Annotated in this window: 22 protein-coding genes; 6 read left to right on the top strand and 16 right to left on the bottom strand. The window is 49.2% G+C overall.

The features are described from left to right. The first annotated feature begins 179 nt into the window (after positions 1 to 179). Complete coding sequence (locus tag DCC85_RS09725) at positions 180 to 437, top strand: hypothetical protein (protein WP_234414404.1); 258 nt, start codon at positions 180 to 182, stop codon at positions 435 to 437. 135 nt (positions 438 to 572) lie between these two features. Next, positions 573 to 1646, top strand: coding sequence for a chymotrypsin family serine protease (locus tag DCC85_RS09720; protein WP_108465410.1), 1074 nt, complete (start codon positions 573 to 575; stop codon positions 1644 to 1646). Positions 1647 to 1695: 49 nt separating this feature from the next. Here DCC85_RS09720 and DCC85_RS09715 read toward each other — a convergent pair whose 3' ends face one another. Beyond that, the gene (locus DCC85_RS09715; RefSeq protein ID WP_108465409.1) at positions 1696 to 2643 is read right to left on the bottom strand and encodes an MsnO8 family LLM class oxidoreductase; all 948 of its coding nucleotides are present in this window, start codon (positions 2641 to 2643) and stop codon (positions 1696 to 1698) included. Between the two features lie 108 nt (positions 2644 to 2751). On the opposite strand from DCC85_RS09715, the gene DCC85_RS09710 reads away from it, so the two are divergent. Continuing rightward, entirely contained in the window at positions 2752 to 3444 is a 693-nt protein-coding gene (locus DCC85_RS09710; protein WP_108465408.1) for a metal-dependent hydrolase, read from the top strand. 79 nt (positions 3445 to 3523) lie between these two features. Here the strand turns inward: DCC85_RS09710 and pulA are convergent, their stop codons facing one another. From pulA to DCC85_RS09665, 9 genes are all read right to left on the bottom strand, one after another. Beyond that, positions 3524 to 5494 carry a type I pullulanase gene (pulA, locus tag DCC85_RS09705; RefSeq protein WP_108465407.1) on the bottom strand — a complete coding sequence of 657 codons (1971 nt, stop codon included), beginning with the start codon at positions 5492 to 5494 and terminating at the stop codon, positions 3524 to 3526. Between the two features lie 35 nt (positions 5495 to 5529). Continuing rightward, positions 5530 to 5751, bottom strand: a complete 222-nt coding sequence (locus tag DCC85_RS09700; RefSeq protein WP_108465406.1) for a DUF2188 domain-containing protein — start codon at positions 5749 to 5751, stop codon at positions 5530 to 5532. Between the two features lie 241 nt (positions 5752 to 5992). Beyond that, positions 5993 to 6706, bottom strand: a complete 714-nt coding sequence (locus DCC85_RS09695) for a TIGR00266 family protein (RefSeq protein WP_108467797.1) — start codon at positions 6704 to 6706, stop codon at positions 5993 to 5995. Between the two features lie 143 nt (positions 6707 to 6849). Next, positions 6850 to 8571: an ABC transporter ATP-binding protein gene (locus DCC85_RS09690; RefSeq protein WP_108465405.1), complete on the bottom strand. Its 1722-nt coding sequence runs from the start codon at positions 8569 to 8571 to the stop codon at positions 6850 to 6852. A gap of 121 nt (positions 8572 to 8692) precedes the next feature. Further along, positions 8693 to 9727, bottom strand: coding sequence for a FecCD family ABC transporter permease (locus DCC85_RS09685; protein ID WP_108465404.1), 1035 nt, complete (start codon positions 9725 to 9727; stop codon positions 8693 to 8695). Then, the gene (locus DCC85_RS09680) at positions 9724 to 10791 is read right to left on the bottom strand and encodes a FecCD family ABC transporter permease (protein ID WP_108467796.1); all 1068 of its coding nucleotides are present in this window, start codon (positions 10789 to 10791) and stop codon (positions 9724 to 9726) included. The genes DCC85_RS09685 and DCC85_RS09680 overlap by 4 nt, the downstream gene beginning before the upstream one ends. 162 nt (positions 10792 to 10953) lie before the next feature. Then, positions 10954 to 13392, bottom strand: a complete 2439-nt coding sequence (locus DCC85_RS09675) for a glycogen/starch/alpha-glucan phosphorylase (protein ID WP_108465403.1) — start codon at positions 13390 to 13392, stop codon at positions 10954 to 10956. A 27-nt stretch (positions 13393 to 13419) separates the two neighbouring features. Beyond that, positions 13420 to 14523, bottom strand: a complete 1104-nt coding sequence (glgD, locus tag DCC85_RS09670) for a glucose-1-phosphate adenylyltransferase subunit GlgD (protein ID WP_108465402.1) — start codon at positions 14521 to 14523, stop codon at positions 13420 to 13422. A 2-nt stretch (positions 14524 to 14525) separates the two neighbouring features. Beyond that, positions 14526 to 15659 carry a glucose-1-phosphate adenylyltransferase gene (locus DCC85_RS09665; protein ID WP_108465401.1) on the bottom strand — a complete coding sequence of 378 codons (1134 nt, stop codon included), beginning with the start codon at positions 15657 to 15659 and terminating at the stop codon, positions 14526 to 14528. Between the two features lie 311 nt (positions 15660 to 15970). Between DCC85_RS09665 and DCC85_RS09660 the strand changes: the two genes are divergently transcribed. Both DCC85_RS09660 and DCC85_RS09655 read left to right on the top strand, forming a co-directional pair. Then, positions 15971 to 16966 (top strand): permease, encoded by a 996-nt coding sequence (locus DCC85_RS09660; RefSeq protein ID WP_108465400.1) that lies wholly within the window; start codon positions 15971 to 15973, stop codon positions 16964 to 16966. 38 nt (positions 16967 to 17004) lie between these two features. After that, the gene (locus DCC85_RS09655; RefSeq protein ID WP_108465399.1) at positions 17005 to 17985 is read left to right on the top strand and encodes a TIGR03943 family putative permease subunit; all 981 of its coding nucleotides are present in this window, start codon (positions 17005 to 17007) and stop codon (positions 17983 to 17985) included. A gap of 77 nt (positions 17986 to 18062) precedes the next feature. On the opposite strand, the gene DCC85_RS09650 is transcribed toward DCC85_RS09655, so the two are convergent. Continuing rightward, positions 18063 to 19391: a hemolysin family protein gene (locus DCC85_RS09650; RefSeq protein ID WP_108465398.1), complete on the bottom strand. Its 1329-nt coding sequence runs from the start codon at positions 19389 to 19391 to the stop codon at positions 18063 to 18065. Between the two features lie 189 nt (positions 19392 to 19580). Then, entirely contained in the window at positions 19581 to 20090 is a 510-nt protein-coding gene (locus DCC85_RS09645; RefSeq protein ID WP_108465397.1) for a GNAT family N-acetyltransferase, read from the bottom strand. 166 nt (positions 20091 to 20256) lie between these two features. Between DCC85_RS09645 and DCC85_RS09640 the strand changes: the two genes are divergently transcribed. Beyond that, complete coding sequence (locus DCC85_RS09640; protein ID WP_108465396.1) at positions 20257 to 20451, top strand: hypothetical protein; 195 nt, start codon at positions 20257 to 20259, stop codon at positions 20449 to 20451. A gap of 61 nt (positions 20452 to 20512) precedes the next feature. Here the strand turns inward: DCC85_RS09640 and DCC85_RS09635 are convergent, their stop codons facing one another. The 4 genes from DCC85_RS09635 to DCC85_RS09620 form a co-directional block, all read right to left on the bottom strand. Beyond that, positions 20513 to 21196, bottom strand: a complete 684-nt coding sequence (locus tag DCC85_RS09635; RefSeq protein WP_108465395.1) for a PsbP-related protein — start codon at positions 21194 to 21196, stop codon at positions 20513 to 20515. 160 nt (positions 21197 to 21356) lie between these two features. After that, entirely contained in the window at positions 21357 to 22268 is a 912-nt protein-coding gene (locus DCC85_RS09630) for an NAD(P)/FAD-dependent oxidoreductase (RefSeq protein ID WP_108465394.1), read from the bottom strand. A gap of 308 nt (positions 22269 to 22576) precedes the next feature. Further along, complete coding sequence (locus tag DCC85_RS09625) at positions 22577 to 24274, bottom strand: glycoside hydrolase family 13 protein (protein ID WP_108465393.1); 1698 nt, start codon at positions 24272 to 24274, stop codon at positions 22577 to 22579. A gap of 247 nt (positions 24275 to 24521) precedes the next feature. After that, positions 24522 to 25448: a coiled-coil domain-containing protein gene (locus DCC85_RS09620; protein ID WP_108465392.1), complete on the bottom strand. Its 927-nt coding sequence runs from the start codon at positions 25446 to 25448 to the stop codon at positions 24522 to 24524. Positions 25449 to 25455 lie beyond the last annotated feature (7 nt).

The following is a 25455-nucleotide window of genomic DNA, read 5'->3' as shown; positions in this document are numbered from 1 at the left end:
AATTTTCATAATCTTGTCAATTCACACAGTCGATTTCTTGTCTTCCTGCATTCTCTATACTATCAAAACCAAGGAGGTGTAGTTCAATGGCAAAGCGTCCTACTAAAGTTTCGCGTGGCGGTTCTGCAAAAAAACTGAATGTAGCAAAGTACAGCAAACTGGTAAAGCCAACCCAACGGTTGAGACGTCTCACAATTGTATGGGTAGACAACAACGGTGTTCCATTCAACACCACCGGCTTCTTTGCAACAGCATCCACTGTCGGCGGCCGCTTGATTCAAGCAGCTCGGTTTGATCGCTTCGGTGTAGTTCAGTTCTCCCGGATCGGCACACCTACGACCCGCAACATCGTCATCCGCACATTTGATGCTAACGGCGTACTCTTCCGTGTCCGCACTGTACCAGAAGGCAACGAAGCCTTCGCAATCATCGGCTAATACATGCCGGTTGATGCCCGGAGCCTCTAGAGGCTCCGGTTACATAATTAAATACAGCTATATCCCTATAAGAGCACACCCAGGGCCATACCTTTCATACAATAAACTATACTACCCGAAGAAAGGTGATGCCCGTTGGTGAACTTTAAAGACGCCAATATCGTCAAGGAACGGCTGTCCAGACAAATGTTAAAAAAAAGAGGAGTTCACGCGATTGGTGTGGGCTTGCACAACCCTAAGCAGCCGCGAAAAGGCGCCGCGATTATTGTATACACAGGTGCCGTCACAGCAACAACGCTTAATCGGTTAGGAATTAAGAAGAAGGCTACGATTCGTTCCAGAGGCAAGAAGGTCTCCGTCCCCATTCGTGTTCTCGTTACACCTAAATTTCAAGCACATGCTTATAAGGCCCGACAGCAGTTCACCCGTCGCATCCGTCCGGTACAAGCGGGCTATAGTGTTGGCACACCTCAGGTTTCGGGCACCGCCGGGCTGATTGTTGCCGGAAGCGGGGAATCGCGCTACCTACTCAGTAATAATCATGTGCTAAATCAGAACAACACATCAGGATACAGTGAGACGATTCAGCCGGGAGGCGCTGATGACGGTAGAGCAAGAGTAGACCGGATCGGCCAGCTGAGCCGATTCGTCCGGCTTAAAAAGAAAGGGACCAATCTTTTGGATGCAGCAATTTCTGTTCCCATTCGGAGATCGATTCTGTCCCCCAGATACGCCATCTTCGGAGCACTCCCCGGACATGTGAATACGTATAAGGTAGGGGATAAGTTCAAGAAGGTAGGGCGCACGACAGGACTGACCCAAGGCACCGTAGAGTCAGTGAACACCGATATTCAGGTCGACTACGGGGATTATGGGAATCTAGGCATCGTAAATTTCAAGAACCAGACGGTCGTTCGCGGAGAGAAACCCGTCTCTCTAAGCGGCGACTCCGGCTCGGTATGGCTGACCAACCGCGGAAATTTTGCCGCCGCGGTCAACTATGCCGGCTCTGCGGACGGCAAGCTGTCGATCTCCTTTCCGGTGCAATGGGCGATGCAGGCCTTTGGCATCAGGGTGGCCAAACCCGGATCGGCTTCTGGCCGGGTCAAGACCCGGAAAATTCGCGGAGACAAGCAGCGCTACGCCCTGCCGCTCACCGCCAAAGAACTTGGCAAGGTACGCGTAGTGAAGGCAAGCTCCAGGAAATAGGCTGCCTGTGTGCGGCAGCCAGCCAGATAACCTCACAATAATGGTGGGGTTATCTGGAAGCAGGCCTAAATTGCTCGGCAAGCAATTGATAGGACTCCAAGCGCCATGCCAGATCCGTAACAGGATTAAAGATCAGAAAATCGTTATTGTTATACTTTTCGCTCAGATGCTGCAGGCGCTCTGCAACTTCACTGGGTGATCCGATCAGCTCGCTTTCAGCTTTGTAAGAAGATTCCCCACTTGTGCTTCGCTCCTGGTTCTGCCTCCATGCAGTGCTCTCGGCCATTCGCTCAGCTTCTGCTCTGCTGTGGGCGCAGAATACCGTTACCGCCATCTGGGCGTGCGGCTCCAATCCTTCCCTTCGCGGCACATAAGCCGCCCTATAACTGTCCAACACCGCTGCCGGATCATCATCGCTCATAAATCCGCCAAATACAAAGCTCATCCCCAGCTTTGCGGCGAAGCCCGCACTCTTCGTATGCGTGCCTAAAAGCCATAATTCAGGCGTGTCCTTAGAGAATGGACGAGCCTGAACCAGGTGGTCCTCATAGGTATACCTGTCCTCAAGCAGGGCAACAAGCGATTCAAGTGAGCTTTCCATAGAAGCGACGCGCTGCAGAAAATTGCCGCTAAGCGCCATAGAGGCATGAGCCGGCCCGCCTGGAGCTCTTCCTAAGCCCAGCTCAATACGCCCAGGCATCAAAGCCGACAGCAAGCGGAAAGTTTCTGCGACCTTAAGGGGGCTATAATGGGGCAGCAGCAGCGCACCCGTGCCCAGTTTGATGGTACGAGTGACCGCTCCGACATGGGCGAGCAGAACTTCTGGAGCTGCGCAGGCCAATCCTTCCAGATCATGATGCTCTGCAGCCCAGTAGCGTGCGTATCCCCATGCTTCAGCAGACCTGGCGAGACGAACGGCTGCTTGAACCGCTTGCTCTGCTGCCATGCCGGTTGGCTGAGGCACTAAATCCAATATTCCTAGACTGATATTCGTCATATTGTCCTCCAAGTGTGTGCTGAGCGCCTTTACTGACAAGTTCTTTGATTCTATTCTTTATTATGTTACTATCATTTGGTAGATACATAAACCTATGGAGGTGTAAGTATGCAGCTTACTTATTTAGGACATTCAACAGTTTACATCGATACAGGTAAGTATAAACTTATTATCGATCCCTTCTTAACCGGAAATCCCTCTGCAGAGCGTCAGGCTGATTCAATTGAAGCGGATTTTATTCTGCTGACACATGGCCATTCGGATCATATCGGTGATGCCGAAGCTATTGCCCGCAAGAATAATGCACCGATTATCGCAATGGTTGAGCTTGCGGATTATTATGCGGCCAAAGGATTGGAGACCGTAGGAATGAACCTTGGAGGCTCGAAGCAATTTCCTTTTGGCAGAGTCGAATTCACCCCTGCCCTACATAGTACATCCATTGTAGAGAATGGCACCAACGTCTATCTTGGCGTAGCTGCAGGCATTCTTATAGATCTAGATGGCACGGTAGTTTACCATGCAGGCGACACAGCCCTATTCAGCGATATGAAGCTCATTGGACGCCGGAAGGGCGTAGATCTGGCCATTCTGCCCATCGGCGACTTCTACACGATGGGGCCTGAGGATGCCCTGCTCGCCGCCGAGTGGATCGGGGCCAAGCATGTGCTCCCCGTACACTACAATACCTTCCCGCCCATCGGACAAGACGGGGCAGCTTTTGTACGCGAGCTTGCCAAGTCCGGCATTACAGGACATGAGCTTAAGCCTGGAGAAAGCCTGGATCTGAGCTCCCTATAAACCCTTGGATGACATGATAACAAGCAAAGAAGAACGGCTCCCGCTTAGCAGGAGCCGTTCTTCTTTGCTGTACATCCTTTTATGCTTTGACAGCTAGAACCACCATACCTATCCCCTTAATCTGCAAACGTTTTTCTTGCAGCTCTTCTCCAAAGTTTGAAACAAGCTCCTCTCCAAACTGGATTTCCCAAGTTCCTATCTGCGGCAAATCAAGTTCAGCTCCTTTCACACAGGCGCTATAGGCCACATATAAATGCTTGTCTTGATCCCCGCCTGCATGATTGCGCAGTGTAAAAGCCACAGTCTGTTTAGGACTCTTCTCAAAAACCAAATGCTTACGTATTGAATCTGCATCTCTTAGCCGAAAGGCTGCATGCTCCTTCCGCAGTTCGATTAATCTTTTCATGAATTGGACGTCCTCCTGATGGACGTTACAACGATCCCAATCCAGCCGATTCACCAGATCCTCTGATTTATAGCTGTTCTCTACCCCATCCTTAGTCCGGAGGAACTCTTGGCCGGCATGAATAAACGGGATCCCTTGGCTGGTTAGAATGATCGCCGAGGCAAGACGATGCATCGCCGGCCGCAGCAAGTTGCTGTCCGTTCCGGTGGATAGCATGATTTTATCCCATAAGGTATGGTTATCATGGCATTCTACATAGTTGATGGATTGGACCGGTTCCTCCACAAATGAGACAATATCGTCGTTATAAGCGATTCCCCCAACAACGCCTTTACGAACCTCATCCTCAAGCCCCTTCCCCCCTGTGACAAAGCCCTGAGCCGTATACTCGAACACATGGCCTTTCAAAGCATTTCGAATCACATCATTAAAATGGCCAATCTTCGGCATGCGCCCAGCCTGCTGCTGATTCGCTCTCTGCCTTGGGGGGAGGGCTGTATCCATCATCCAGCCTTCTCCGTACAGAAGAATGCTCGGGTCGACTTCATCTAAACGCCGCCGCAGCTCGTTCATTGTATTCACGTCCAGGAGACCCATCAGATCAAACCTAAAACCGTCGATATGATACTCTCGCGCCCAATACAGTACAGAATCTACTATAAATTTGGTGACCATCCGCCGTTCTGATGCTACGTCATTCCCGCAGCCCGAGCCATTCGAGAATTTATGGTCAGGTGTATAACGGAGATAGTAGCCTGGAACCAACCGTGTGAAATTCACAATATAACCATCATAGACATGATTGTAAACTACATCCATGACTACGCGAAGCCCCCGGTCATGCAAAGCTTGAATCATCTGCTTCAGTTCAGCAATCCGCACCGCGGGCTTGTAAGGATCCGTAGCGTAAGAGCCTTCCGGTACATTATAGTTCTTAGGATCGTACCCCCAGTTGTATTGAGGCTCATCCAATCTAGTCTCATCAACGCTCTCCGTGGAGTAATCATAGAATGGCAATATTTGAACATGGGTCACGCCAAGGTTCGAGATATGATCCAAACCTGTAGAAATTCCCCCCGGACCTTTCGTCCCGCCTTCGGCAAGGCCCAGGTACTTCCCTTTATGCTCAATTCCGCTTGCTGGATGAATAGACAAGTCGCGCAGATGTACTTCGTAAATAATAGCGTCAAGCGGGGATTCGAGCGGTGGCTTCTCTTCTGTCCAGCCAGCAGGGTTGGTCTTTTGCAAATCAATGATTGCCCCGCGATCTCCGTTAACCCCCACTGCCTTGGCATAAGGGTCCACAGCCTCATTAATCTGTTCTCCCACATGCACACAGTAAGTATAATAACGATTCTGCAAATCCTCATCGATAGAGAGAATCCAGGTTCCCTTTACATCCCGGCGCATGCGCCGTTTGTCAGGCCGATCATCGTCCCAGCTGTCATATAGAAACACCCATGCCTCGCTGGCTGTAGGAGCCCACAGCCGAAACTGTGTCCGCTTAGGGGAATAAGTTGCTCCAAGATCATTCCCGTCATAGTAATATGCCTTGTCAAACTCAGGGTCGAACACGCTGATGCCTCCGGTAATGACCGGGTCGCCATAATCAATTACGATATCCCTTTCCTTCTGAACAGACAAGCTATTCTGCCTCCTTCATTGAGAACTTCACGCTCTTAACCCCGGGGTGGAAAAGGATCATGCCCGTAACTGTGAGACTCAGAAATTTTACCGTCCGAGTTATGAATTTTATGCTCTGTTTGATCCTTCCTCGCCTCCTTACGACCTGCGGCTTCGGCATCCGCCTTGCGCTCGTAATGCTCAAGCTTCCGGCCATTTTGCTGAACTTTCCAGCCTCCGCCATGATCAGGGGTGGTATGAACATCATTTTGTGGCATCGTTTGCACACTCCCTTATTATAGTGGTGTATTCAGCATATGGAAAGTAAACTTATGCCAAATTCAAAGCTAAACTCGCTTTAATATATTAACCTTCACTCTTCCCAGAAAATCATACCGCCGCTAATATTCAATGGTTCCCTAATGCTCCTGATAAAAAAAGCGCGTTACGGGAAGTGTAATCCCATAACACGCTTGAATTTAGATATACGATCTCTTGGCTCTCCTTTGAGAGGAGCCTTTAATCACGCCGGCGGGACAGGGGTCCGGCCGATTCAATCACCCGCTCCGCCAAGCGGCTGAAGGGAAGGGATTGAACCCAAACCTTGCCTGGCCCCCGCAGTGTTGCAAGAAACAACCCCTCGCCGCCAAAGATAGCCGTTTTGATCCCTTTTACAAACTCAATGTTATATTTAACCTGATCCGTCATCGCTACGAGGCATCCTGTGTCCAGCCGAATCATCTCTCCAGCATATAGAGTCTTCTCAATGACATGGCCGCCCGAATGAACAAAAGCAAACCCATCCCCTTCGATCCGCTGCATGATAAACCCCTCGCCGCCAAAGAAGCCAGTGCCGAGCTTGCGCTGAAAATCAATACTGATGGAGATTCCCTTAGCTGCGCATAGGAACGATTGCTTCTGGCAGATGACCTGGCCCCCGAGCGCGGGAAGATCAAGCGGAAGAATTTTTCCTGGATAAGGTGCCGCAAAGGTGACTCCTCTTCTTCCGCTTCCCTCATTGGTATACACGGTCATAAACAGGCTCTCCCCCGTAAGCAGCCGCTTGCCGGCTCCCATAAGCTTGCCCACCATGCCGCCCTTCCCTGATGAACCATCGCCAAAGATTGTCTGCATGCGAATATCCGAGTCCATCATCATCATGCTGCCTGCTTCAGCTACCACGCTCTCTCCCGGATCAAGACGGATCTCCACACACTGCATTTCATTTCCCATAATTTCATAATCAATTTCATGTACAAACCGCAATTCCCTCACCCCATTCCTGTTCCATAAATGTAGAACCAATCTACCATACGAGGCTATACAGGGAAATATTCAGGTCCCGCGTTCGATTTGAAATCGTATTTTCGTTCCCATCACACTGCGCTGCCAAACTGTGCTGCATGAAGCCGGCTGTATAGTCCGCCAGCAGCAAGCAGCTCCTCATGCGCCCCCTGCTCCGCTATGCCTTCAGGGGTGACGACGACAATGCGGTCCGCATTCTTGATGGTTGCCAGCCTGTGTGCAATAACCAAGGTTGTCCGTCCTTCGGACAGCTCTGCTAACGATTGCTGGATGGCCGCTTCTGTCTCCGTATCCAGAGCAGATGTAGCCTCATCCAGAATCAGAATCGGCGGGTTCTTTAAGAACATGCGTGCAATGGACAGGCGCTGCTTCTGACCCCCGGACAGCTTGACCCCTCGTTCACCAATTATCGTATCGAGGCCCTCAGGCTGGGCCTGAATGAACTCTACCAGCCGGGCGTGACGGGCAGCATTCCAGATCTCCTCATCGCTTGCATCAAGCTTCCCGTAAGCGATATTCTCACGGATCGAGCCCGAGAACAAGAACACGTCCTGTTGGACAATTCCGATTTGACTGCGAAGTGATGTTAGCTTCATTTGGCGAATATCTATGCCGTCAATCGAAATGCTGCCTTCATCCGTCTCGTAGAAGCGGGGAAGCAAACTGCAGAGCGTTGTCTTGCCAGAGCCGGAAGGACCTACGAAGGCAACGGTCTCGCCAGCATGAATGCGAAGATTGATATTATGCAGCACCGGGTCGTTTTTTTCATAGCCAAAGGATACGCCCTTATATTCAATATCTCCAGCCAAATGATTCACGGCTCTTGCACCCGGTGCATCAGCTACGTCCGGCTCTGTATCCATAATCTCCACAAAGCGCTTAAAGCCCGCGATTCCCTTCGGGTAGGTCTCGATGACAGCGTTAATCTTCTCGATCGGACGAAAGAATACATTAGATAAGAGCAGAAATCCGATAAACTCCCCATAGGTTAGTTCCCCTTGAATGACAAACCAAGCGCCACAGATCAGCACGAACAAGGAGACGAGGCGCATTAGCATGTAGCTGATGGACGTGTTGTAAGCCATAATTTTGTAAGACAACAGCTTCGTTAAGCGAAACTGCTTGTTGTTGACCGCAAACAGCTTTTTCTCATGCTCTTCATTAGCGAAAGCCTGAACCACACGGATACCGCCCACGTTATCCTCCAGACGGGCATTGAAGTCAGCGATATCCGAATACATGCGCCGGAATGCAGCGGTCATCTTTTTGTTGAACAAAAGCGCGAAATAGATAATCACTGGCACAATGACAAAGGTAAGCACTGCAAGCTTCCAATTGATCGACACCATTAGCAGAAACGCGCCGACCAAGGTCATCACGGCGATGAACAAATCCTCAGGGCCATGGTGTGCGACTTCCCCGATCTCCATCAAATCAGTGGTAAAACGGGAAAGCAGGTGGCCTGTCTTGTTATTATCGAAGAAACGGAAAGACAGCTTCTGCAGATGATCGAACAGCTTCTTGCGCATTTCGGTCTCAATATTAATCCCGAGCTTATGCCCCCAATAGGTGACGACAAACTGCATAAATGAATTCAGAATATATACGATAAGCAGCCCCAGGCAAGCTAGAAGAATCCAGCGCCAATTCCCGCTCGGCAGCAGCTTGTCTACTACCTTGTTCACTGCCAGTGGGAAACCTAACTCAAGCAGCGCTGCGAAGATTGCACAGGTGAAATCAAGCAGGAACAATCCTTTGTATGGCCTATAATAAGAGAAAAAACGACGCAGCATAACTTTACCTCATTTCGTTAGTAGCTAATGTAGACACTTTTTTTCTTGCAAGAAGAGGCCGCCCGATCCCTGGAACGGACAGCCTCTAGTAGTCAAAACCCCTAGTTATTATAAAGCCGCATTAGCCTCTGGCCTTCGCCAGCAGATACAGGAAATAGGGCGCTCCAATAATGGCGACGACAATCCCTGTCGGGACCTCTCCTGAACTTAAGACCGAGCGGCCAATCGTATCCGATACCAGCACCATCAAGCCGCCAAGCAGCGCAGAAGTCGGAAGCAACTGCTGATGGTTCGGCCCAACGAGGCGGCGGGCTAAGTGGGGGCCAATCAACCCGACAAAGCTGATCCCCCCGCCCACAGCTACGCAGGATGCGGCCAAACCAACTGCTGCAGCCAGAAGACCGAAGCGTTCTTTTTCTAGAGGCGCACCCACTCCCCTCGCCGCCGGGTCACCTAGGGTCAGCACATTTAGTACCTTCGCCTTGTAAAAAACAAAAGGGAGCAGAATAATCAGCCAAGGAAGAAGCGAAATGACATATTTCCAGGTCGTCCCGCTAATGCTTCCCGCTAGCCAGGTGTAGACAGACCTATACTCCTCCGGGGAGACCCGAACGGACAGCACAATCATGAGTGCGGCAATGCCGGACGCAATCCCAATCCCGTTCAGCACCAGACGTGTCGGGGACATGCCTTCGTTTTTTTTATAAGCAAGCACATAGATGATCGCCGCAGTAATGGCGGCACCTCCCAGGGCGAAAACCGGCATCATAAATGCCGTCTGCTGGGACTCTCCAGGATAGAAGGCTACATAAATCATTACAGCCAGGCCAGCGCCTGCATTAATGCCTAATATCCCCGGCTCTGCCAGTGGGTTGCGGGAAATCCCCTGCATGATGCAGCCAGATACAGCCAGACCGGCACCAATCAGAACAGAAATAACAATCCGCGGCAGCCGCAGATCGAATAAGATCACTCGCTGCTGATCCGTTCCCCCGCCAAATATCGTCTTCAGGACGTCAAGCGGTGCCAGATGGAGAAAGCCTGAATTCATACTAATCAAAAAACAGATCACGATTAGAACAGTCAAAATGCCCATTGTAAGCTTCCAGCGCTTGCTGCGCTGGCGCAAATGGGAGTCAAACGCAGGATGCTTCATTTCAGTTCTCTCCCCCCTCTTCGTACAAGGTATAGGAAGAAAGGAACCCCAAGCACAGCGATTAGCGCGGCCATTGGAGTCTCATAAGGAGGATTGACCATCCTTGCCGCTGTATCGGCAACCACAACCAATAGGGCACCAAACACCGCAGAGCCTGGAATAACCCACCGGTAATCAACGCCAACCAAGTAGCGAACGATATGCGGGATAATTAGACCCACAAATCCTACGACCCCGACAGCTGAGACGGCGGCTCCTGCCAGAACTAGGACAATCAAGGTCCCGCCTGCACGAACCAGCCCATTGCGCTGGCCCAAGCCTGCAGAGACTTCGTCGCCAAGACTCAGCACTGTAATCGAACGGGAAATCGCCATTGCTCCGGCAAGAGCGGCCAGTATCCAAGGCGCAAGCGCCTTAACCTGGGTCCACTGAATCCCGGCTAGACCGCCTGCATACCAGAAGGCCATATCTTGTCCAATGTCATAATACAGACCTATTCCTTGACTGAGCGCCACCAATAGCGCACTTACGGCAGCACCGGCAAGCACAAGCCTCATTGGAGTTAGTCCATTTCGGGACAAAGACCCGATTCCAAATACGATCCCTGCCCCCAGCCCTGCGCCAAGGAAAGAATAAAGGATTATAGATAAATAAGGTAAGTTCGGCGCGAATGCAAAGCATAGCGCGAGGACAAAAGCTGCCCCCGAATTTAAACCAAGAAGTCCGGAATCGGCAATGGGATTGCGTGTCATCCCCTGCATGAGCGCCCCGGCTACAGCGAGGCTGGCCCCAACAAAGATCCCGGCAATCACCCTTGGCAGGCGCACTTCCTGAATCACCTGATGCGCCGTGATATGCGGGTCAAAATGAAATATAGCCTGCCATACGGTGGCTACATGAATATCTGCAGTACCTATAGCAATAGATGCTCCTGATGCAAGAATCAAAGCGGCTAAACCTGCCAGCAGAACCAGTATTCCGATGACCGGTCTAATCCGCCGGGTGATCTGCAGCGATTGGTTTGCTTGTTCTTCCTCTTCTGCCTTGTCAGCCACTTCATTCATCATCCTTTGGCACTCTGTATGTAAAACCTCATAATAACCATTTTATTGATAACGATTCTCAGCGTCAACCTTTTTTATATTCTGCCGAAGATGAAGGAGACCACGGGGTTAACAAAAGACCACATAACCGCTCTTCAGCAGAAAAGCGGTTATGCACGGCGGTTAGGGGAATCGGTGAACCGGTTGAATGCGCCAGATCTCTGAAGCATAATTGCGAATCGTACAGTCACTAGAGAACTTACCGGAATGCGCTACATTTAGGATCGCCTTCTTCTGCCAGGCTCTCTCATTTCGGTATGCCAAGTCAATTCGCAAATGAGCTTCCACGTAATCTGCAAAGTCCTTTAGAACGAAGTACTCATCATTATGATCCAGAATGGATTGATAGATGTCCGCAAACTCTCCATCCACCTGGCTGAATGGGCCGGGCTTTACCAGCTGGTCCATAACCTCACGGATTCTGGGGTCACTGTGATACATGTCCCAGGCCCCATAGCCCCCATTTTGATAGTAATTCTGCACCTCATCTGCATTTAGCCCGAAGATAAACATATTCTCTGAACCGAGCAGCCCATACATCTCCACATTAGCTCCATCCATGGTCCCGAGCGTAAGAGCCCCATTCATCATGAATTTCATGTTACCGGTGCCTGAAGCTTCCTTGCTCGCCGTGGAGATCTGCTCGCTGACATCCGCTGCTGGAATAATCCGTTCGGCAAGGGAGACCGAATAATTCTCTAGAAAGATGACTTTCATGGTCTTGCTAATCACCGGATCATTGTTCACTCGATCCGCTACCGTGTTGATCAGCTTGATAATTCGCTTAGCCAAGTAATAGCTCGGTGCTGCTTTCGCTCCGAAAATAAAAGTGCGGGGAACCCGATCCATATTCGGGTTCTCTTTCAGCTGCTGGTATAAATGCATGATATGCAGCACGTTCAGCAGCTGGCGTTTATAGGCATGAAGCCGTTTCACCTGTACATCAAAGATTGAATCGGGATGGATGTGAATTCCCTGCTCCTCGTAAATATACTGGGCCAGCCGCACTTTATTATACCTTTTAATCGCTCCAAAGGCTTCCTGGAACCCGCTATCCTCGCAGCATTTGATCAGCTCATTCAGCTCCTGAGGATGCTTGATCCAGCGCTTGCCGATACACGAGCTGACAAGTTCGGCCAGCTTCGGATTCGCATGCATCAACCAGCGGCGATGCGTGATGCCATTGGTCTTATTATTAAAACGAGTGGGGAATACCTCGTAGAACGATTTCATCTCCCTCGCCTTCAAAATCTCCGTATGAAGGGCTGCTACACCATTCACACTGTGACTGCCCACAATAGCCAGATGGGCCATGCGGATCTGGCCGTACTCTATGATCGCCATCTGGCTGATTCGCTCCCGGTCTTGGGGAAACCGGCTGTGCAGCTCAAGTCTAAACCTGCGGTCGATCTCTTCAATAATAAGATAGATCCGCGGCAGGAGCTCCCGCACCATGGAAACAGGCCATTTCTCCAGGGCCTCACTTAAGATGGTGTGGTTAGTATAAGCCACGATCTGCGTGGTCAGGCTCCAGGCATCATCCCAGCCAAAGCCGTGCTCATCAATCAGAATCCGCATAAGCTCAGGAATAACCAATGTCGGATGCGTATCGTTAATGTGGAAGGCGACCTTCTCAGCCAGTCTGTTATACGGCAGTCCCAGCTTGGCATAAGTCCGCAAGGCACTTTGTACACCTGCACTGCATAGGAAATACTGCTGCTTTAGCCTGAGTAATTTGCCTTCGTACTGGGAATCGTCCGGATACAGAAATTCAGAGATGGATTCAACAGAACGATTATAATCTAAGTACCGATGATAAGATCCGTTGAAGCCGTTAAGATGCTGCCGTCCCGGGTCCATCATCGACTCGGCGCTCCACATGCGAAGTGTATTCACATGCGGATGGCAGTATCCGATAATAGGAATGTCATAGGGTACGGCTCTGACGGCTTCATAATTCACGGTTTCGAAGACCAGTCTTCCGTTGTCTTCTCGTGTCTTCACTTCCCCCCAGAATCTTACCTCGACCTGCTTATCAGGACGGCGGACCTCCCACTCATATCCCTTTTGCAGCCAATAATCCGGCAGCTCTACCTGATTGCCGTCCATGATTTTCTGCTCAAATAAACCATATTTATAGCGAATGCCGCTGCCGTGTCCTGCATATTGCAAGGAGGCAAGCGAATCCATGAAGCAGGCGGCAAGCCGGCCTAGGCCTCCATTGCCGAGCCCTGCATCGGCCTCCTGCTCTTCAATTTGCTCGAGAGAATAGCCTAAATCGGCCAGCCCATCCCGAACGAGCTCCAGCACACCCAGATTCAGCAGATTACTACCCAGCAGTCGTCCGATCAGGAACTCAAGTGAGAAATAATAAACCTGCTTCTCCTGCCGTTGCTTATAAGCCGTATTGGTCTCCGCCCAATCCTTCCCGATATGCTCACGAATCATACCGCTTAAGATGTTGTAGACATCGGTCTCGGAAGCTTCTTCAAGCGGTTTGCCCAGCTTCCGCACCAATTGGCGCTGGAATGCTTCCTTGAATACCTCTTTGTTCTCGAACAAGATTGGTTTCCTCCTGACGGTGTCTCCTTAAATATGGCTGTTCTTCGCGATGACAAATGGCTTCTTGATATCTCCGATCAAGGTCCGCTCTGCGGAAATATGCACATCCTTATCCATAATCACATTTTCGATGACTGCGTTCTCCTCGATCACACACTTCTGCATAATTATGGAATTCGATATGACTGCACCTTTTTTGACTTGCACTCCGCGGAATAAAATGCTGTTATCAACACGGCCCCCCACAATGCAGCCATTGGCAACCAGAGAATCTGTAACCTCAGCGCTCTCCAAGTACCTTGTAGGCGGTTCATATTTGATTTTTGTGCGCACAGGTTTTTCTTTGAACAATTTCATGTAGGTCTGCTGATCCAATAGATCCATACTGTTCGCGTAATAGCTCTCCACGGAATTAATTACAGCATGGTAGCCTTCATAAGGATAGGCATAGATCTTTAAATCCGCCGGGTTATTTTGGAGGACATCCCGAAAGAAATGGTTCTCACCATGGGCAATACTGTGCTCGACACGTTCCAAGTATAAATATTTATCCATAATAAATATTTCCATATAGATATTCTGATGATCCCGTTCCTGATGAATGTCGGTAACTTCTCCATCCCCTTGCACATCAAGGCGAATGCAGGACTCGTGCTCAGGCCGAAGCTCATCTACTCGCTTGTAGATCAGCGTCACATCAGCCCCCTTTTCCTTGTGGTACCGAACTGCCTCGCGCAGGTCAACCTTGCTTACATGCCGGGAACCGGAGTGCACCATATACCTGCCGGAACTTCGCCGAAAGAAATCGAGGTTGTTATGGACATGCTGAAGCTCTCCCGTAGAGACATCCGTAGGATCATTCCAGTCCGGCGGAAGGATGAACAGTCCTCCGTGATTCCGGTCCAGATCCCATGGTTTGCCTTCTCCCAAATGGTCCATGAGTGAGCGGTATTTTCTCCGGACAAACAAGGCGATATCCGACATCCCAGCATGCATCATATTCGACAGAACAAAGTCGATCAGACGATAGCGTCCTGCAAAGGGAACTGCTGCGCCACAGCGGAAATAAGTCAGCTCGCTTAATTGATCCAATTCATCATCCAAATTGATTACACCAATAACATCGTTCATTTTTAGCCGCTCCCTTCCTCGCTAATCAATACGATCTCTTGCTCGCGTCCTGGCTCCGGTCCGATGACAGCGCCATCCTCAATCACCATGTCCTCATTGATAATCGCCCTGTGAATTGTTACATTCCGGCCGATTTTCACCTTGGGCATAATAACTGAATCCGTAATCACACTGCCTTCACCCACCTCAACACCATAGAATAAAACAGAGCGGCTAACCTCCCCATGAACGACACAGCCTTCATTCACAATGCAGCTGTGGAGCTTCGCTTCAGGGGCGATATATTCAGCTGGTTGATTCGGACTATGTGTATAAATCCTCCAGGCAGGGTCGTTCAAATCCAGCTCAGGTTGATCACAAAGCAGGTCCATATTGGATTCCCACAAGCTTTGAATGGTCCCGACATCCTTCCAATACCCCTCAAAAGGATAGGCATACAGCGTCTTCTGGTTATTGAGCATCAGCGGAATAATATCTTTGCCAAAGTCATAGCTCGAGGAGGCCTGCTTCTCATCCTCAATCAGATGACGCTTGAGTACCTCCCACTTGAAGAGATAGATCCCCATCGAAGCCAGTGTGCTTCTGGGTTGTTCCGGCTTCTCTTCAAACTCATAGATGCGCAGGTTCTCATCGGTATTCAGAATTCCAAAGCGGCTGGCTTCCTCCAAGGAGACATCAATCACCGAGATGGTGCAATCCGCGTTTTTCTCCTTATGGTACTGCAGCATTTTGTCATAGTTCATTTTGTAAATATGGTCGCCCGACAGGATAAGGACATGTTCCGGATCGTACTGCTCAATAAATTTCATATTCCGATAGATCGCATCCGCGGTCCCTTGATACCAGCTGCTCCCGTCTTCTTTCTCATGGGGAGGAAGCACATACACTCCTCCGTTTCTGCGATCAAGATCCCAATCGCTCCCAACGCCAATATATGAATGCAGCACCAGCGGTTCATATTGGGTCAGTACACCCACCGTGTCAATCCCGGAATTGCTGCAGTTGCTTAGTGGAAAATCAATTATCCGATAGGTTCCTCCGAAATAAACAGCTGGCTTCGCCAGTGACTTCGTCAATCCTTTAAGCCGTCTTCCCTGCCCTCCAGCCAGAAGCATAGCCACAACCTCTTTTCTCATGACAAGACCTCCTTTAACCCTCTAATTCTTCCAAACACCCCGCGTGAACCGCTCCGCTTCTTAAGCCGCCACGGAAAACATATGTAACTAAGCCTATGCTGAACCTCCCTGCACTATCTCCAGGTACCTGAAATTGTTCTTGAGTCACAGCAATCTGACACTATTGTTTAACCTTTATCCTTGCTTGTTAATCTGAAAGCCCTTTCTTATGGAATCTCAACCCGAGAGATAACAGGCATATAAAATAAGCCCTCTCATAGATTAAAAAGAGGACAAGAATTATGGGTTCCCGCGAAGTGGGGTGAGGTCACATGAGATACGCCAGGTCCATTAAAATATTAACTTTAGCAGCACCAGCAGCCTTTCTTCTAGTCTGGATCATCCTGTTCCTGCCGCAAAGCGTCAGCCTGCTTCACAGCAGTTATGCAGCCGTATTTAAGATTCATTTCCTCGGGATACTGCTTGAGGCTGTACCTTTTGTGCTGCTTGGATCCTTGCTCTCTTCCTTTATCCATCTGATCCTGCCAGAGAACCTTTTGGGACGCTGGATGCCCAAGAATCCTATACTCGGCGTCGGGCTAGCCTGCCTGCTTGGCGTGATCTTCCCAGTATGCGAGTGCGGCATGATTCCTTTGATCCGGCGCCTTATTCAAAAAGGAACTCCTGCTTATATCGCCATTGTGTTTCTGTTATCCGGTCCAATTGTCAATCCGGTCGTCTTCAGCGCCACGTTGCTAGCGCTTCGCGGGCATTCCGAACTGGTCTATGCCAGACTGGGACTGGCGGCCTTAGTATCCGCTGTAATTGGGCTGATCTTATATCGTACGATTCGCGGGAATCCGCTTAAGCATACCGTCAGCTCCGCCGCCAATCATGAACACACGGGGCTCCGCCGCGGGCGAATCGCCTCATTCTTCCAGCACGCATCGGATGACTTCTTCGAGGCCGGTAAATACTTAATCGCCGGATGTCTTATCACCGCTGTGATTCAGACCTTTACATCCCATTCGGCACTCACTTCATTGGGGGAAGGCCCGCTAGGTGCATATCCCTTTATGATGGGGCTGGGATTTGTACTCTCGCTCTGTTCCACATCAGATGCCTTTGTGGCCGCTACCTTCCTCCACACCTTCTCACCCGGGCCGATCCTTGCTTTTTTAGTCATGGGCCCCATGCTTGATTTTAAAAACCTGCTCATGCTTTTGTCCGTCTTCCGAACCAAGCTGGTTGTACAGCTATCCCTGCTCATTATCTCACTGGTGCTTATAGGCTCTGTACTAACAGAACAATGGCTCCTGCCCCATTAACTAAAGGTTCAAACCTAGAAGGAGGCTTAGCTTAGCGTATGTACAGCCCCTCTCTTCGTGCACATGACGTGTTCCGCGCTGCCATCTTAATCGGGTTCGCTTGGTATATAGCTTCTCTAGTGAAAACAGACTCTCTACATTATTATCTCGCGCCCCGCATGGAAATTTGGATTTATTGGTGTCCCGTAGCCTTAGGCTTTATGGCTGTGTTTTTATTGTATCGGGCTATCTCTCCCGAAGACGAGGCCAATTGCGGTTGCGAGCATCCGATCTCTTCTTCTGTCATCAAAAATCTGCTGATTTACGGATTGTTTCTGCTGCCGCTGACCCTTGGATTCCTGCTCCCAGATCGTGTTCTGGGAACCAGCGCTGCGATTAAGAAGGGATTCTCTCTCTCTTCCCCTTTACAGACCGAACTCTACAAAGAGAATGCTGGTGGGGGGACTTCCTCTACGCAGCAGTTCATGCAGAAAAAGATCGAGACATCTGCTGGCCTCCCTGCTTCTACAGCAAGGAGTTCATCCAGCTCTGCCAGTAAGACATTTATCGCACCAGATGCTTATAATGAGGAATTTGCTTCCTTGGCCGGATTGTTGTATGAGCAGCCCGTGATCCAGGTGTCGCCAGATATTTTCTCCGAAACGATCGGAGCCATCGAACTGTATAAGAAGGATTTCATCGGCAAACGAATCTCTCTAACAGGGTTTGTATATAAGGACCCCCAGATGGAATCCACAGCAGGAAGCTTTGCGATTGGGCGCTTTCTGGTGCTGTGCTGTACGGCAGATGCACTGCCCTTCGGCGTACTGGTTCATACTTCGGAGCCTTCAAACCTCCCAAATGATACATGGGTGCAAATTGAAGGCATGATCGGCACCGCACAAGTCCAAGACCAAGAGGTGCTGCGTATTGATGCAGCCGAGATCCGCAAAGTGGATCAGCCTCCGATAGCCTACGTGTACCCTAACGCAGACTCTGTTGCTGCCTTCCAAAGGGCAAATGCGCTCCGTACACCTTAAAAAACCAGGCTGTCCTCCTGGCAAGTTGCTTTGCCACGGGGTACAGCCTGGTTTCGTCTACTGTGCTGCTTCTAGCTTTATTCTCCGCTGCTTTCTGCAGGAGGCTTCACCTTCTGGACTTCAATCCATTCGATTCTCTCCTGCTTCATCTCAGTAACCCTAAACGTATAACTCCGATAGGAGATCGACTCCCCTTGGCGAATATCGTACTTACGGGACAGCAGCCATCCGCCCAGTGTAAAGGCCTCACCTGTCTGTAATCCCGCATGCAGAATGCTGTTGACCTCATGAAACGGAGCCCTTGCATGAATACGGTATCTATCATCCCCCAGCGCAATAATATCTGCTGCTTCCTCCTCAGGCTCAGCCGGTTCATCATCAATTTCTCCTACTATACTCTCTACGATATCCTCTATAGTAACGACCCCTGTTGTCCCGCCAAATTCATCCTGAAGCACCGCCATCTTAATGCCCTCCTTCTGCATCTTCAAGAGCAAGTGCTGTGCTCTAATCGTATCAATAACCTTAATAACCGGGGTCATATGCTTGGCTACGGCTTCATCCGGTGTTACCAGTCCTCTAACATACTGCGTAAGCAGCTGCTTTGTATGAATCATCCCTACAATTTGATCTTTATCATGGTTTCGGGTTACCGGATACAGATCAAAAGGCGTGTCTCCAATTATTTTCAGGAATTGATCCACCCTCTCCTTCTCTGAGACTGCCTTGATCTGTGTTCTGGGTACCATGATGCCTTGTACGGCAAGCTTGTCAAGTTCAAATATATTGTTCAGATACCGGTATTCGAATGGATTAATCTGTCCACTCTTGTATCCTTCGGATAATGCCAAGCGCAGCTCTGCCTCGGTCTGAACCACCTCATGCTCATTGGCCGATTTCAGTCCAAACAAGCCGGTGATCAACCGCGAAGACCGGCTGAGGAACCAGTTGAAAGGAAACGTAACACGGTAAAATACAATCAAAGGCCGGCTGAAAAACATGGCCATCGGCTCCGCGACCTGAATCGCAAAGGATTTAGGGACCAGCTCACCAATGACTACCTCTAAATATGTCAGCAGCAGGAATGCAATCAGGAAGGAGAGGATGCTCTCCACGGAGCTTGGGATGTGCATAAGCTCAAAAAGCGGTGACAACAGATGTTCAATGGTCGATTCCCCCAGCCACCCAAGTGCTAATGCAGTTAGTGTGTTCCCCAGCTGGCAAGCCGATAAATATTCGTCCAGCCGGGATAGAATATTCTGCACGGCTTGAGCCTTCTTATTTCCTGCTGCCGCAAGCTGATCTATCTTAGATATTCTTACACGAATAATAGAGTATTCAGAAGCTACAAAGTATGCGGTCAGCAAAATCAGCAAGAGTACGGTCGATAGCTTGACTATGTCCATTCCATCCCTTTATGCGCCCACCTGGCGGATAAAGGACACCTCCCATCTATTCTGTCTGTCTCTTCTTAATAGATTAACCTTTTTCCGTACAAATAATTAATTTACAGTATAAAAAACACAGCCCTGGGCAAGAGACGAAATCTCTTAGCGGACTGTGCTTCATTTATCGGCTATTCAGTTACCTTTGCCCTAGGGATAGACCCTCCGGCCAACAATGACCAGATCCCGTTCGACCCCAGCCATATTGGCAACCTTAGGGAGGTAGCCCCATTCTGCAAAACCATACTTCTTCAAGAGTCCAAGGCTTGGCTCATTGTGAGCAAACACAAATCCGAGCAAAGTGTGCACTCGAAGCTTACGGCATGCCTCAATTGCTCGGCGCATCAGGATACCCCCATACCCTTGCGAACGATATTCTTCCGCAATGTAGATGCTGATCTCTGCCGTTCCCGAGTACGCTGGACGGCCGTAGAAGGATTGAAAGCTCAGCCAGGCCGCAATGACTCCATCTTTACGCAGCACCCACAGCGGCCGTTCCCCCGGCGTATGCTCTCTAAACCATGGCACGCGGCTCTCTACAGAGATTGGCTCCAGATCTGCTGTGACTTTCCTGCTGGATATGGTTGAATTATAAATCTCTACAATGCGTTCCAAATCATTCAGCGTTGCATCCTCAATGATATACTCTTGTTCGGACATTGGTCTCCCCCATTTCGGTAACTCGGCAGTGCCGGCCCTGCTTATGCTGTAAATAGATAGATGAGTAAAAACAATATACCACAAAATTTAATAATTGCGTTTGTCTACCGCCTCGAAGGGTAATAATGGGAATACAGCCTTATCCTAACTAAGGAGGAGATGCACCATGCCTACCCAAGATCCTAAAGAACTGCTTAACAACAAACACAAAATGGATCAGCAAAAGGCTGAATTCGCAAACTTTGTGCGCAGTGTCAGTGATGATGCCCCGCCAGAACCAAGCCAGCAGTTTGCAGCACAGGACCGGGGCGAGCCTGATCAGCAAAATCAGCTGAAGGATCAGGAGAACCGCCAAATATAGATTAAAAAAAGCCAATCCACTGTCAAGCAGGGGATTGGCTTCTTCTTTATTGGTGCGAAGACTATTTAATTTGCAAGCTATCCATCGTTTGCGTAGCTTTGTCAAGGAATTTATCGTAAGAATCTTCCAATGCTGCGTAAGTTGCTACGTAAGCTTTGTTATTCTTTACTGCGAAAACCTGACGGAACTTCAAGTTGTAGTCGTTCTGCGTCGCAGAATACACGAATTCATGGGCGTCCAGATCTCCGAGCTTGGTTGCTTCATTTTTCTCCAAAGTGCCTTTCAACATATTCTTAACTTGGTTCTCGGACAACTCAACATATTGCTTCAAGTTCATCGGCTGTGCGCTAAGATCTTGTACGGTTAAAGATACATTCTCTTGGAAAACATCATCGCTTCCTTCCGCAGGACTCAAGAATGCTGCGAGAGAACCAGATGCGCCCTCTTGAAGCTGCCAGTCGCTAGGATATTTGATGCTGATTCCGTTGGCTGCATTCTCATAATCCTTCATATCCCCAGCCGCTGCTTTATCTGTGTCTTTTTTATCCGTATTAGAGCTGCTGGTGGAGCTATTCTTGCTGTCTGTCTTGTTGCTGTCCTTAGTTTCATTCGTGGTAGCTGCCGTTTTGTTCTTACTGTCGTCGCTAGCCTTGCTGCTATCGTCTGATTTGCCGCAAGCAGAGAGCAGCAGTGCAAGCGTAAGTGGGGCAATCCATAATAACTTCTTTGAATCTTTCAAATTCATTGTTCATGACCCTCCAAGTGGTATTATTTAGGTAACAATAGTACCCATTATCCTTAAATAACCTACTTGAAACAAGGTTTTTACCAAAAAATGAATCCAAAGTCTTATTGTGTGTATGCAAAAGGAACTATCTGGATGCTATATTATTACCTTACAGCTGCTAACTTCTATCCATTTTCCTCAATACTTTATGAATCCAGATAGCGGCTGTTGCTCCGTCCCCCATAGCCACCGTGACTTGCTCTGCGTGAACGCCCAGATCACCAGCTACCCAGACATTCTGTACATTCGTCATCTTCGAACGGGGATCTGCTTCTACATGCCTGTTGTGATGCAGCTTCACGCCAAGCTGCTCTGCCAGCTCGGATCTGACATGATTGCCGCCAAAGGCAATAAACCCTCTCTCTGCTGCAAGCCTTGTGCCATCTTCCAATATCGCCTCTGTAATCATGCCTTCTTCTTGACAGAGAATTTCCCGAACCGGCTGCTCAACATAACTCACTCCGGCTTGTTCAAGGTGTCTCAGCGTAGAATGGTCGACCGGCTGCTTCTCATGATTAATATAGGTTAATTCCTGAGTGCGCTCGGACAGCAGCAGCGACATTTCGGCCCCTGCTTCTCCTGACCCGAACATAATTGTCTTCCGGTCCTGAATCTCATAACCGTCACAATCCGGGCATACATAGACACTCTGGCCGAGCGTATCCTCTAGTCCTGGAATATGGGGATAACGGTCCAGCAGACCTGTTGCGAGCAGCAGCGTTCTGGAGCGATAGGCTGTTCCATCTCTTCCTTCCAACATAAATTCCCCTTCGTGCTTGTCCGCTTTCTTAATCTCATCATCGATAAATTCGATACCAACGGCCTTCGCTTGATCCCGCCCTCTCTTTCGCAGCTCGGGGCCTGATACCCCCTCCGGCCAGCCCAGTAGATTGTGATATTGTCTGCAAAGGGAGGAACGGCCGTGGCCTGAATCTATAACGGCAACCTTGTGTGCTGAATAACGTCCTAATTGGATGGCTGCTTGAAGACCGGCAATACCTCCTCCAATGATTAAGCAATCATAAGTCATGGTCGTTCTCTCCTCTCTCTATCCACAAAACAAGGCTGTGACAAACATGGTTACAGACTTATATTTAAACAAATGCCTCGATCTTAAACGCTAGCTAGGTCGGTTCGCATTATAAAAGACCGGCTGCATTTCTTGCAGCCGATCTTAGGACTATTCAACCGAGAATCAGCCGGTCATCCGTTAACTGGTGGTCGCTGATTCGTTCGAATCGCATGCCCAGACCCCTTCGTTTGCCTCTGCCAAATATAGACAAACAGGCCGCCTACCAGCCTTTTCAGCTTGTAGCAACAGCCTGAGAATTCGACTTTTTATCGTACAGACCCTAATGATTTGTACACTCTCGCCTCATAAGGACGAAGCTTCAAGGCTCGAACATCTTCGTCTGAACGGGGCTTATAATTGGATATCAGCAGTTCCAACTTGTCTTCTCGCCAACCCTCCGGCATTTCGAAGAGAGGCTCTTTGCCAAAGAAATTAAGAATCACTAAGATTCGTTCATCTTCCAGTTCTCTTGAGAAAGCATAGATTTCCGGATGCTCCGGAAGCAGCAGCTTGTATTCACCATATACGATAACCTTATGTTGTTTGCGGAGTGCGATCAGCTGCTTGTAATAGTGAAAGATGGAATCAGGGTCCTTCAGAGCGGCCGCTACATTGACTTCCATGTAATCCGCATTCACTTTAATCCACGGGGTTCCCTTGGTGAATCCAGCATTCTCCGTATTGTCCCACTGCATAGGTGTGCGAGAATTATCTCTGCTTTTTTTACGGATGGCCTTCATAATTTCTTCTTCAGAAATTCCTTTCCCTCTGGATTCTTGATAGAAATTCAAGGTCTCCACATCCCTGTAATCCTCAATGGATTCAAATCTGGCATTGGTCATCCCGATTTCCTCACCTTGATAAATATACGGTGTCCCCTCCAGCATATGAATAAAGGTGGCCAGCATTTTAGCAGAGGGTACCCGGCAGGTCACATCGTCCCCGAAACGGGAAACAGATCTAGGCTGGTCGTGATTGTTGAAATAATTTGCGTTCCAGCCGCGATTGTGCAGCACGGTTTGCCACCTGCTCATCACCTCTTTTAATTCAAGCAGGCTCCATGGCTTCACATCCCATTTCCCGCTGCCTGCAGACTTGGCATCTAGGAACATGTGCTCGAACTGAAAGACCATATTGAGTTCTCTGCGGGTATCGCCCACATAATCCAAAGCTTGCTCGGGACCTAAGCCTGAGGTTTCTCCAACCGTCATGATATCGTAGAAATAAAGCACCTGATCATTTAAATTCTGAAGAAGTGTATGAACCTTATCCAGGTTCGAGAACATTTCATAGGCACGCACAGTAGGTGTCTGATGCGGGTTGTCTGCATTGGGAAATCCCTGGGTTTTTACAATATGCGCAATGGCATCGAAGCGGAAGCCGTCTACCCCCTTCTTAAGCCACCAATGCACCATCTCGTGCAGCTTGTCGATTACCGTGTCATTCTCCCAGTTCAAATCCGGCTGGTGCTTGGAATACAGATGCAAGTAATATTCCTCTGTTGCCTCATCGTATTCCCAGACAGTCCCACTGAAATACGATTCCCAGTTATTCGGCGGCCTTCCATCTTTACCCTTACGCCAAATGTAAAAGTCCCGCTTCGGATTATCCACAGAAGACTTGGATTCAATGAACCATGGATGCTCGTCCGATGTGTGGTTCAATACGAGATCCATCATCAGCTTCATCCCGCGCTCATGAATATCACGAAGCATACGGTCAAAATCCTCCATCGTTCCAAATTCCGACATGATATCACAATAGTCGCTAATATCGTATCCATTATCATGATTGGGCGATTTATAAATGGGGCAGACCCATATGACGTCTACTCCGAGCTCCTTCAAGTAATCCAGCTTCGAGATAATGCCGCGCAAATCGCCAATGCCATCACCGTTGGCATCCTTAAAACTAATCGGATAAATCTGATAGACTACACTTTCCTTCCACCATGTTGGCTTCATTATTCCGCCTCCCTACACCCGGCAGAAGCCTGCCGTTCTTTGCATTCTATAGGCTGTACAGAGCCGCAGCCATTTACTCTCTGCCCTACATATATTCTTACCCCAGATGGACAATGCTCTTAACGGTGAAATGGAGTTGAAAGGAAGTCTGCTTGCCTCACACAAAAAAGGACCATCCCTAAGCCCTACGCTGGAACGGTCATCAAGTATTTAATAAATCACCTCAAGTATAGGCAAAATTTACGCTTTAAGCTTGCTCAATCATCTGTTGATATTGCTGCTCAGCCCTGCGAACTTCTGACTCAAGCTTACGCTTTGCTGATTCCAGATCACGAACAATAACCCTAATCTCGCTCAGTTTCTCCTCAACCTCATCCAGTGAGCGGCCAATCCGGCCTTGAACGGCCCAGTCAACAATAAAGCTGTCAAAAAAATAGTCCGCGAACCGCATAAAATCGCCGAGCTCAAGTTCACTCCCCAGCGATAGCTTCACATCATTTAATTCCTTCTCGAATCGGCGCATGCTTACCTGGGCATTTTGAAGATAATTTGAAGCGTCATCCATCTTCCCATGCTTAATATGGGTAGAGATCATTCCGCCCCCAAGCATGTCATAGGTGCCCCAATTCTTCGCAGAATGTAAGGCCTCCGCAGCTGATTCCAGGTCGGAGATCACTCTATGGCCAGCCCTGTAAGCTTCATCCATCTCTTTATGCTGAAGCTTAAGATCGGATCGCAGGGCTGCCAGCTCTTGAAGCTGCGGGCTTTGCTCCAATAGCTCTCGTTCTTTACTCGCCATAATCTCATCTAGCTCCCGCTTAGCGCTTTCTAAATTCGCAAGCTTATTTACAAGCGCACTGATCTGACCTTTTAGGTCCTGGACGGCACGGTCTGCTTCTTCGTATTTCATTCGTGCTTGAAGCACCTCAACCTGTTCACGTTCAAGACGCTCAGCCTTCCTCCCCACCAGCTTGAGGAATAAACCTGTTAAGGAAGTTCCCTCGAGCCGCTGTACATCCTCTTCTTCATCCTGAAGTTTATGCTCCCATTGACGCCGGAGAAGCTCCTGCTCCTCTAAATCCTTCTGAAGCGCTTTGAGCCTCTGTTCAGCTTTATGATAAAGCTGGATTTGCTCCTTGAGATCAAGCATGCGGGTATTCCATTGTTCGAACATGCTCTCC

This window comes from Paenibacillus sp. CAA11 (genome assembly GCF_003060825.1).
In the GTDB taxonomy this organism is placed as follows: Bacteria; Bacillota; Bacilli; order Paenibacillales; family Paenibacillaceae; genus Fontibacillus.
The sequence above is the reverse complement of the archived record's forward strand: the minus strand, read 5'-3'. Positions and strand labels throughout refer to the sequence as shown.